Origin of the sequence: Burkholderia sp. RS01 (assembly GCF_039748055.1) — a bacterium.
In the GTDB taxonomy this organism is placed as follows: Bacteria; Actinomycetota; Actinomycetes; order Actinomycetales; family Micrococcaceae; genus Arthrobacter.
In genome coordinates, this window is the sequence record NZ_JBDLAK010000007.1 from 169,107 (window position 1) to 179,278 (window position 10,172).

Here is a 10,172-nt window from a genome sequence, read left to right on the forward strand (position 1 = left end):
TCGTGGGCAGGGCGGACAGCCGTGCCCCACGGGCGCACTCAATCGGGATCACAACGATGGCCTCCGCGGCTGGCAGTTGGCAATAGCGAGGGCTCAACCCGGGTCAAGGAAAGTCAGTCGACGCCGGCCCGCTGCGTGAGGCGGCGGAAGTCCCTGGACAGGTACAGGGCCATGGCAGCGGAGTTGGTGCTGTGGACGGTGACGGCAACGGTCCTGTGCCCCAGCGTGTGCAGGACATGCATGGCATGGCGCAGGAGGTCCTCGGCGAGGCCCTGCCTGCGGTGGTCCGGGTGGGTGAAGAGCTCGGCGATGTAGGCAGTGCCCGGCGTGGCGCTGCCGACATGGCGGTCCGTGACGAGGATGGCCGCGGTGATCTGGCCGACCGCGTTGACGATCGCCAGGGAGGCCTGGGGGATGGGTGTTCCGTGCGTTCCGGCGAAGATCCGGCTGATCCTGCCGGCAGCCTTTTCGGCGTCCAGGCGGTCCGCTTCGGGATGGTAGGACCGGAGATACAGGTCCGTCAGTTCTGCCAGATCCGTGGATTCCACGGGCCGGGGAACGCTTGTGCCTTGCTTGGCTTCCTGCGGGCTGAGGAGGGCCGCCAGGGAGATGAGAGGGACCATGATTGATCTGCCTTCCGCCGGTGGGGGAATGACTCTTGCGCTAAGTGTGCGGCATTCCGGACTCCGGGGGAAGACCCGGAGTTGGGGCGTTTCCCCAAGCTCTGAGCGAAGCGGCCTTGGACTCCGAAGCGCGGCCGTACCAGAGCGCCAGCTATCGTTTTTGCCCGGATGCCAGCCAAGCGCCGCCCCTATGGACTGCATCACAAAAAGTCACCCCCACCGGATACACTCGGTTCTGGACGCGGCGGGGGCCGCGCCTCTTTTCTGCGTCCCAGCCATCAGTGGTCAGGTCGCCGCACAGGATGGTCTCAATGTCTCAGACGCGCCGCACTTACTTGTCCTCATTCCTGACCTCGGCTGGAGTTGCAGTCCTGGTTGCGGGCGCGCTGTTCGCGCCGCCTGCCTCGGCTGCTGACGATCCGGCCGTGCCGCCCGCGGTGCCGCGCCGGGCTTCGTCCCCCGCTCCGGTGACCACGGACCAGTTCATCGTTAAGTTCAAGGACGCCGCCGCAAAGGTCCCCGCGGAGCGGGCCAGGGCCTACGGCAAGGCCGCGGCCAGGCTCGGCGCCCCGGTCAAGGACCTCCGCGCCACCTCGAGCGGAGCCCGGGTGCTCAGGACCGACAAGAAGCTGGGAACCGCTGACGCGGCGAAGCTCCTGGCCTCGCTGCGGGCCGACCCCGCCGTGGCCTATGCCGAGCCCGACGCCCTGCTCCAGGCCAAGGCCGCCGACCCGAACGATACCTACTTCGAATTCCAGTGGAACCTGTCCGAACAGCCGGGCGGCATGCGCGTGACCCGGGCCTGGGACGTCACCCGGGGCAGCGGCGAAGTGGTGGCGGTGGTGGACACCGGCATCACCAGCCACGTCGACCTGGACGCCAATGTGCTGCCGGGCTACGACATGATCAACGATCCGGCCAATTCCCGCGACGGGGACGGGCGCGATCCCAACCCCAACGACGAAGGCGACTGGACCGACATCGGCCAGTGCGCCGACGGTACACCGCAAATGGCTTCGTCATGGCACGGCACCCACGTGGCCGGCATCATCGCCGCCGTCGCCGGCAACGCAGAAGGCATCGCCGGGATTGCCCCGCAGGCCAAGATCGTGCCGGTGAGGGTGCTGGGCCCCTGTGGCGGCCGCACCTCCGACATCGCGGACGCCCTGGTCTGGGCATCGGGCGGCCACGTGGCGGGGGTGCCGGACAATCCCAACCCGGCCCGGGTCATCAACCTCAGCCTCGGCGGCACGGAAGCCTGCTCGCAGGCTTTCCAGGACGCCATCAACACCGCCACCGGCAGGGGAGCGGCCGTGGTGACGGCCGCAGGCAATGAAAGCGTGCAGGCCGCCTCCTCCAGCCCCGGCAACTGCCAGAACGTCATCAACGTGGCCGCCAGCGGACCCAGCGGCGCGCTGGCCCCCTACTCCAACTTCGGGTCCGCCGTGGACCTCACGGCCCCCGGCGGCGACATGACGCCCCTCCCCGGCGGCACCGCCGACAGCGGCGTCCCGGGCGGCATCCTGTCCACGGGGAACGACGGCCCCACCACGCCCGGGCCGGAGGCCTACTACTTCGCCGAGGGCACCTCCGCGGCTGCCCCGCACGTATCCGCCGCAGCCGCGCTGCTCATGGCCCAGATGGGCCCGGGCACCACCCCCGCCGCCGTCGAGGCACGCCTCAAGCGCACCGCCCGGCCGGTGCCCGGAGGCTGCCCGGCAGGTTGCGGGGCAGGCCTGGCGGACGCCGCCGCCGCGGTGCTCCACATCACCATGGTGGTGGCCGCCGGTGACATGAACGGCGACGGGAAGCCCGACGTCCTGGCCCGCGACAACGGCGGTGTGCTGTGGCTATACCAGGGCAACGGCCGCGGCGGCTGGCTGGGGCGGATCCAGGCGGGCAACGGCTGGAACGGCATGACGTCGATCGTCGGCGCCGGGGACATGAACGGCGACGGCCGGAACGACGTGCTGGCCCGTGACGGGTCCGGCGCACTGTGGCTGTACCAGGGCAACGGCCGCGGCGGCTGGCTGGGGCGGACCCAGGCGGGCAACGGCTGGAACGCGATGACCGCCGTCGTCGGTCCCGGCGACATGAACAGCGACGGCCGGAACGACGTGCTGGCCCGCGACACCGCCGGCGTGCTGTGGCTCTACCCGGGCAACGGCCGCGGCGGCTGGCTGGCACGCGTGAAGGCGGGATCCGGCTGGAACGCGATGACCGCCGTCGTGGGTTCCGGCGACATGAACGGTGACCGGAAAGCCGACGTCCTGGCCCGCGATACCGACGGCGTGCTCTGGCTCTACCCGGGCAACGGCCGCGGCGGCTGGCAGGCACGGACGAAGGCCGGCACCGGCTGGAACACCATGACCACCATCACCGGCCGCGGCGACTTCAACGGCGACGCCAGGAACGACGTCCTCGCCGTCGACACCGCCGGCGCGCTGTGGCTCTACAAGGGCAGCGGCAACGGCGGCTGGCTCGGCCGCGTCCAGGCGGGAAGCGGCTGGAACTGACCCCTTTGGCCGGGCATCTCGACGAGGCGCGGGGCGTGGCCCGGTTGGCCGAATAGGCACCCGGTTACCGGCTAACAGAAAGCCGGACTGCCGTCCACGACGGCGGGCCGGCGTCCATTTTTAGTCCCGCCCGTCAGTGCCCGGCCTTTACCGTCAACACTTTCAGTGCGGCGGCATTGACCTCGGCCGCGAAGGCGGGGTTGCGCTGCGCGAGCTGCAGCACCGCGGAGGACATGACCGGAATGTCCCGCGGGTTGGCACACAGCAGCATGGTTCCGCCGGCATGGATGAAGCCGGTGGCCCGGGCGCCCTTGGCCCACGGAGCCAGCTGCGCGGCGTTGCACAGGTCATCGGACAGGATGACCCCGGTGAAGTGGAGGTCTCCCCGAAGCATGGTCCGCATGACCACCGGCGACAGCGGGGCGATGTGCCCGGCGTCGATGCGGGTGTAATAGGCGCTGGACACCATGACCCAGCGCGCCCCCGCCTGGATGGCCGTCCGGAACGGCGACAGGTACGGATCTGTGCGCGTGGTGACGGTGTCGCGGACGTTGCGGCTGGTATCCGTGTTGAGGGTGACGCGGCCAAGGCCCGGGAAATGCTTGACCACAGGCGCGACGCCCGCCTGGCGCATGCCCGCAGCGAAGGCCCCGCCGTGGCTGGAGACCGTCTGCGGCGTGAATCCGTATTCGCGGCCGAAGAAGCCGATGGGCGCATTGTGCGGAGCGAACTGCGCGCTGGGGACGGTGTCCATGACCGGCGCCAGATTCACGTTGAGCCCGGCGGCGCGCAGCTGGTTTCCCCAGGCACGCGCGTTGGCCTGCAGCACCGCAGGTGCCTGCCTGCCCTGGGCCACCCCGGTCGGAATCACGGAGAAGCCCGGACCGCCGAGGACCTGGACGAAGCCGCCTTCCTGGTCGGTGGCGACAGCGAAGCGGATGCCCCCGGTGGTGGCCGCTGACACGGTTGCGGTCATCCGGCGGACGACGGCGGCCGTGGCGCCGGTTCCCGCGCGGCTGCGCCCCGCCAGGTACACGCTGCCCACGTGGTACCTGGTGATATCGGACATGGTGTTGATGTCGGCTCCGGTGGCCGCAGCGGCCACCATGAACAGCTGGCCGACGCGCTGCGGCAGGGTCAGCCGGGCCAGCTGCTGCGCGGGTGTCAGCGCCGCCGGTGCCGCGGCGGTGGTGGCACGGGCCGGGGGTGTCAAGGCTGCCGGTGCAGCGGCGGAGGTGAAGAGGGCGGGAGTGACACGGGCGGGAGCGGCGATTTGGATGCCGGGGGCCCGGCTCGAACGCTGGGCAGTTCCGGACGCGGGCGGCGGGGCGCACGACGCCAGGGCAAGCAGGAGCGAAGCTCCCAGAACCGAGAGTTTACTTAGGTCACGCATGGTCACACGGCTTCGCTGGGGCACTCATATATCCACCAGCGTACGCCGGTTCCGCCCTGCCCGATTGCCTACGTGAAGATGTCCGCGACATACCTTCCGTGGGCGCGTTCCACCTCGTCCATCCACGCGTCGGCGTCCGCCTCAGAGGCGCCGGTGGCCTCCTGGTAGATGTGGGCGCACGTGTCGCGGACCTCCGGCGCCATGTGCTTGCCGTCGCCGCAGACGTAGACCGTGGCGCCCTGCCGGACCAGCTCCACCACATCGGCGCGGTCCGCCCAGAGCCGGTGCTGGACATACTTCTGCCCGTCTGTGGGTGCGGTGGAAAAGACCGGCCGGAGGTCGAGGTTCGCCTCGTCCGCCCATGATGCCAGCTCCGCCTTGTAAAGGAAGTCGGTGTCCGGGGCCCGGCAGCCGAAGAACAGCATGGACGGCGCCGGTTTGGTGCCCTCGGATTCGGCCCGCAGCGCCCGGTCCTGGACGAAGCCGCGGAACGGCGCCAGCCCGGTCCCGGCACAGACCATGATGAGCGGGACCTCCAGGGACTGGGGCGGGTGGAATGCCGTGTTCGACGGACGCACCGTGACCGCGACCCGTGTCCCGGGCCTGGCCTGGGCGAGATACGTGGAGGCGGCACCCTCGAAGACGCCGCGGCCCGACCACGCCGGCGCCTGGATGACGGCGAAGGTCAGGGTCACATGGTCCGGGCTCCACAGCGGGGACGAGGAGATAGAGTACCGCCGCGGGGCCAGCTGGGTCAGCAGCTGCAGGAACGAGCTGAACGACAGCTTGCACGACGGATACGTTTCCAGCAGGTCCAGGAGGGAGACGCGCTTGTCCAGGATCTCGGCCGCATGGCGCTCGCGGTCCTCCGCCAGCGCCTCGAGCTCCCGGCGCTGGGCGGGATCCTCGGCGACGTCGGCCAGGAACTCGAGCTGGGTCCGCGAGGCCGGGACCGCAAGTTCGACGTAACTGCTCAGCAGCTCGCCCACTGCTACCGGCATGCCCGTGGGCAGGAACGTGTCACCCTGCTCCATGCTCAGCAGGACGTGTGAGTCGTAGTCGAGGTTGAAGCGGCTCAGTGCCCGCTGCACCAGGTCGCTGGGATTCAGCGGCAGCACGGCCAGGTAGTCGCCCGCCCGGTAGGTCATCCCTTCGGGCAGCGCGATCTCGACGTGCCTTTTGGACTTGGCGCCGGGCTTGGCCATGTCCACCAGTTCCCGGTTGGCCACCACGGTGCCGAGGGCCAGCCCGTTCTGCCGCAGCAGCGGCTCCCGGACGTTGCCCACGAACTCAATTTCGAGCTCGGGCTGAGCGGCCGGCGAGACGGTGCTCTGCCCGAGGGCGCCGTCCACGGCCGGCCAGAATCCCGCGTACCACTCGTCGAAGTCGCCGAAGAAATCGCCGCGGGCGTTGGCCTCGCCCCTCTCATAGATCCGCGTGCCGCCGGCGGCCTCGAGCCGGGAGTCGATGGCCTTGGGCACCTCCTGGTAGGTCCGTGCCCAGTCCTTGTTGCCGTTGCCGAACACCGTGTACCGCACCCCGGCGAGGCTGCCCGGCTGCAGGCCCTCGGTCCAGGCCATGAACTTCCGGGCGTTATCCGGCGGCTGCCCCTCGTAGGAGGAGGCCACGATGGCGACGAGCCCCGCCGTGGGGAGCCCGCCCGCCGCGTCGTCCAGCGGACCGATGGTGGGGCTGTAACCCCGCCGCCCGGCGTCGTTGGCGATGCGTTGCGCGAAGTCCTGGGAGGTTCCCGCGTTGGAGCCATAGAGCACGCGGACAGGGACGCCGTTGGCGGCTGCCGCGGCCGCCGTTTCGGCCTGCCGGGCAAGTTCGACGGCGGGCCCGCCTGGCGCTTCGATCCGGATGTTCCGCCGGCGCACGTTGATGTACAGCCCCTCGGGCTTCATGGTCAGAGTGTGGTGGATCTTCAGTTCATAGCCGGGATCCGCCGGCGTGATGTCGAAGCGCTGCAGCAGCTTGGCCAGGAACAGCATGGCCTCCTGCAGGGCAAATCCGCGGCCGATGCAGGAGCGCTGCCCGTTGCCGAAGGGCTTCCAGGCATTGGCCGGGATGTCCGCGGCCCGCTCCGGGGCGAACCGCTCCGGATCGAAGGTCTCGGCGTCCTCGCCCCATGCCGCCTTGTCCCGGTGCAGCTGCGGGATCAGGACCAGGATGCCCTGCCCCTTGGGGACCTCGTACTTGCCGCCCAGCATCGTGTCCTCGAACGGGGCGACGTTGAACCCCGGGGCGGTGGGCCACAGCCGGAGCGTTTCCTTGAGGACCTGGTCCAGGTACCCCAGCCGGGGCAGGTGCTCGAACCGGGCGCTCTCGGTGCCCAGAACCTCGTCCACCTGGGCGCGCGCCTTGGCCAGCACGTTCGGATGGCGCAGCAGTTCGTAGAGCGCAAAGGACAGCAGGCCGCTGGTGGTCTCGTGCCCGGCCACCAGGAACGTGACCATCTGATAGCGGATGTTTTCCTCGTCCAGCCGCTCACCTGTCACCGGATCCGCCGCGTTGAGCATGGTGTCCAGGATGTCCTCGCTGCCCGGCGGACTGGGATTGCGGCGCCGGTCCCTGATCATCTGATCGGCCACCTCGAACATCAGTGCGTTGTCTTCCTCGAGCTGGTGGCGTTTGCGCACCATGATCTTGTTCTGGACCGGGAGCCTGCGCCCCCGCTGCCCGGATTCGACCAGGGCACGGACCATGGCCCCGACGAAGGGGTGCAGTTCCTCCCGGTAGAGGCTGTTGAAGCGGTAGCTGAACGAGCACAGGGCAATGGTGTCCAGGGTCAGCCGGGTGGTGTTGTCCGGAACGTCGATCCTGGTTGTGGGGCCGAGCCGCTCCCACTTGAGGAGCAGCTGCTCGGCGATGTCGTCCATGCCGGCGAACATCCGCTTCAGGGCCGCGGGACCGAACGCGGGCATCAGGATGCGGTGCGCCTTTTGCCAGTTGGGCTCTTCTGTCCGTGCGGTGAACAGGCCGTCGCCGATGAACTCCCGCACCTCCCTTAGGGATACCCCCAGCACCTTGCCGAAGCGCGACTCGTCGCACACTTCGTTCACGAGTTCCTGGGAGGAAATGGCGATGACGCTGCGGTTGAAGAACTGGATGCGGACAATGGGGCCGTAGCGCTCGGCCACCTCGGCTATTCCCAGGATCCCCTTGCTGGAGTCGATGTCCGGCAGGTTGCCGACCACCGGCTTCGGGGGAGGCTGCGGTATGGGGACGCTGGGCGAAGTCATGGCCCCTCCTAGGCGATCGCCATTGATGCTGGTGAGCTATTGTTTGCTGTCACCGGGCGAGATTGTCCGGGCTCGACACAGAATACTCCGGTCGGAACCCGGGCACTACGGGGAATTTGTTGGACTATTGGGGCCTGCCTACTTGGACTTCAGCCTGGCGTACACCACATAGTTGTCGTTGAACAGGCCGGTTGCCGGGTCATACCCGTCGCACGTGATGAGCCGCACCTCGGGGCCCTTGGTGTTGCCGTACACCTCCAGCGTGGGGAAGTCGCTCTTGCTGTACGCCGCCGTCTTGATGACTGCGAAGACGGCAATGCTGTGGTCCGCGCGCTGAACTTTGATGTCATCGCCGGCCTTCAGGCCGCGGAGGTCCGCGAAGACCCCCGGGCCGCCGCCGGTGGCATTGACGTGGCCCAGGAGCACAGCCGGTCCGGTCCCGCCGGGCGACGGCGAACCGGAGTACCAGCCGGCCGGGGCACCGGGCCCGTCGGGCGGCACCTCGAGCGACCTGTTCTTCCGCAGGCCGAGCTTCACCAGCGGCGATTGCACGCCGATAGCCGGAATGGTCAAAGCCACGGGAAGGGGAACCGGCCGGGCCGGGGCGGTGACTTTCGCTGCCTGGCCGGCAGCCGCCGTCGTGCTTTGCACTGTTGGCAAGGGGGTAGCCGACGCCGGAGTGGCGGGCTGCGATGCAGCTGCTGGCGGGGACTCGCTGCCGGTTGCCGAGGGGTTCGCGGCCGGGGCAGCGGTTCCGCAGCCGCTCAGGACCAAGCTGCCAAGGACCAGCAGGGCAGCAGCCACGGATGCGGCACGGTGCCGGTTTCGGTGCTGGGACGGGGCGTTCATGGCCTAGTGGTGCTCCGTCCAGCACGCCAGGATGGTGGTTGACACCTGGTAGGCGAACGCCGTGGGCGTCACCTGCTGGGGGCCGACGGCGGCCGGGAGCTTGGTGGCGTTGACGTAGAGGGTGCTGTTGTCCTTCAGGAAGACGACGGATCCGTCGTTGGTCTGGTAGGCCGGGAACCCCAGGTTGGAGAGGCCTTTGATGGGCGCAGTGTTCCCGATCTTGCCTTCCAGGGCGTCGAAGTACTTCCGGGCCGAGGCTGGGTCCGGCGATTCCTTCACCGAGATCACCAGGGGGCCGTCGGCGAGGTGGTACGTGCAGGTGTAGGTGCCGTCCGCCCACTTGCTGATGGTGTGGGGCGCCTCGTTCAGGGCCAGGATCGAGGAAACGTCGTCCTTGGTTTCCGGGCCGCAGATCATCTTTGAGGCCTCCGACGGGCCGCTGGCCACGGGGGCGGCTGATGTGCTTTCCGGTGCCGGTGCCGGTGGCGCTGTGGAAGCAGCGGAATCGGTGCTGCCTGCCGCGGTCGCGCAGCCTGACAACAGCAGCGACGCCACGGCCAGCGAGGCCATTGCGGCCCTGGGGTTTTTCATTGCTCTACTCATCCTCGCGTTCTGTCCGTCAGCCTGTTTCCGGTGCGGGGCAGATTCCGGCTGCCGCGGCAGCCGGAATCTGTGCCCGTCCTAGCCCCTGTTGCCCCGGGACCTGGCGGTCCCGGGCCCGGCGGCTATGCGGCCTGTGCGGCCTTGCGTCGGCGGACGATGTAGGTTCCGCCCGCAGCGGCGGCCAGCACCAGGCCACCACCCAGGGCGAGGGTTCCGGTGTCGTTGTTCTGCGCGGCCTGGGCGTTCTGCGGGGTCTGGGCCGCGCCAGTATCGGCGCCGCCCACCGGCATGGCCATCTGGCCCTCGACGAGGGTCCCGCAGAGGGCCGGCGAGGTTGCGGCCAGCGGCAGGCTGGGCACGAGGTCGCTCTTGGCGGCCTGGCCTGCGGCACTCAGGGTTGCGGGATCCAGGCCGTGGACCACCACTGCCGCGGTGCCGTCGTGCAGGGCGGCTTTGGTCTCGGCGTTCAGTTCGAAGGTGCGGTCGATGGTGTACGCACCGCCCTGGCCGGCGAGCTTGAGGTCGAGTCCGGCGGCAGGGCTTGTGTCCCCGCTGGTGGAGAGTGTGGTGCCGATCTTGCCGTAGGAGGGGCCGCCTTCGGTGGTGGAGATGACGCCGTCGCCGTTGGTGTCGGCGGCGGGAGAGGGGCACTGGCCCTTGGCTCCTACGTGGATGTGCTGGACGTGCGGGTACGGGGCGTCCATGAAGGTCGGGGCGAGACCGGAGACTTTGAGGGACACGTGGGCCTGGTTGCCGGTGACGTGCACGACGACGGTGCCGGAAGCGGAGCTGCCGTTCAGCTGGCCCAGGGTGGCCTGGTAGGAGTGATCGCCGTCGTGGGCCATGGCCGGTGCGCTGGACAAGGCCAGGGCGCCGAGAGCGAGCGTGGGAACAGCCATGAATCGCAAAGTCTTGTTCATCGGAAGAGTTCTCCTCATGCAAG

Annotated in this window: 7 protein-coding genes; 1 reads left to right on the forward strand and 6 read right to left on the reverse strand. The window is 69.3% G+C overall.

Annotated features, from left to right (window positions below; genetic code table 11):
* Positions 1–113: 113 nt before the first annotated feature.
* A complete protein-coding gene (locus tag ABFP37_RS08965) occupies positions 114–623 on the reverse strand; it encodes a GNAT family N-acetyltransferase (protein ID WP_185982193.1) in 510 nt (169 codons plus the stop codon).
* A gap of 311 nt (positions 624–934) precedes the next feature.
* On the opposite strand from ABFP37_RS08965, the gene ABFP37_RS08970 reads away from it, so the two are divergent.
* The gene (locus tag ABFP37_RS08970) at positions 935–3,139 is read left to right on the forward strand and encodes a S8 family serine peptidase (protein WP_347033328.1); all 2,205 of its coding nucleotides are present in this window, start codon (positions 935–937) and stop codon (positions 3,137–3,139) included.
* Positions 3,140–3,272: 133 nt separating this feature from the next.
* Here the strand turns inward: ABFP37_RS08970 and ABFP37_RS08975 are convergent, their stop codons facing one another.
* From ABFP37_RS08975 to ABFP37_RS08995, 5 genes are all read right to left on the reverse strand, one after another.
* Positions 3,273–4,532, reverse strand: coding sequence for a glycoside hydrolase family 3 N-terminal domain-containing protein (locus ABFP37_RS08975; RefSeq protein ID WP_347033348.1), 1,260 nt, complete (start codon positions 4,530–4,532; stop codon positions 3,273–3,275).
* A gap of 68 nt (positions 4,533–4,600) precedes the next feature.
* Positions 4,601–7,777: a cytochrome P450 gene (locus tag ABFP37_RS08980; RefSeq protein ID WP_347033329.1), complete on the reverse strand. Its 3,177-nt coding sequence runs from the start codon at positions 7,775–7,777 to the stop codon at positions 4,601–4,603.
* A 138-nt stretch (positions 7,778–7,915) separates the two neighbouring features.
* Positions 7,916–8,626 carry a sortase gene (locus ABFP37_RS08985; RefSeq protein ID WP_078027923.1) on the reverse strand — a complete coding sequence of 237 codons (711 nt, stop codon included), beginning with the start codon at positions 8,624–8,626 and terminating at the stop codon, positions 7,916–7,918.
* A gap of 3 nt (positions 8,627–8,629) precedes the next feature.
* Positions 8,630–9,217 (reverse strand): hypothetical protein, encoded by a 588-nt coding sequence (locus ABFP37_RS08990; protein WP_347033330.1) that lies wholly within the window; start codon positions 9,215–9,217, stop codon positions 8,630–8,632.
* A gap of 134 nt (positions 9,218–9,351) precedes the next feature.
* Positions 9,352–10,149 (reverse strand): CHRD domain-containing protein, encoded by a 798-nt coding sequence (locus tag ABFP37_RS08995; protein ID WP_347033331.1) that lies wholly within the window; start codon positions 10,147–10,149, stop codon positions 9,352–9,354.
* Between the last annotated feature and the right edge of the window lie 23 nt (positions 10,150–10,172).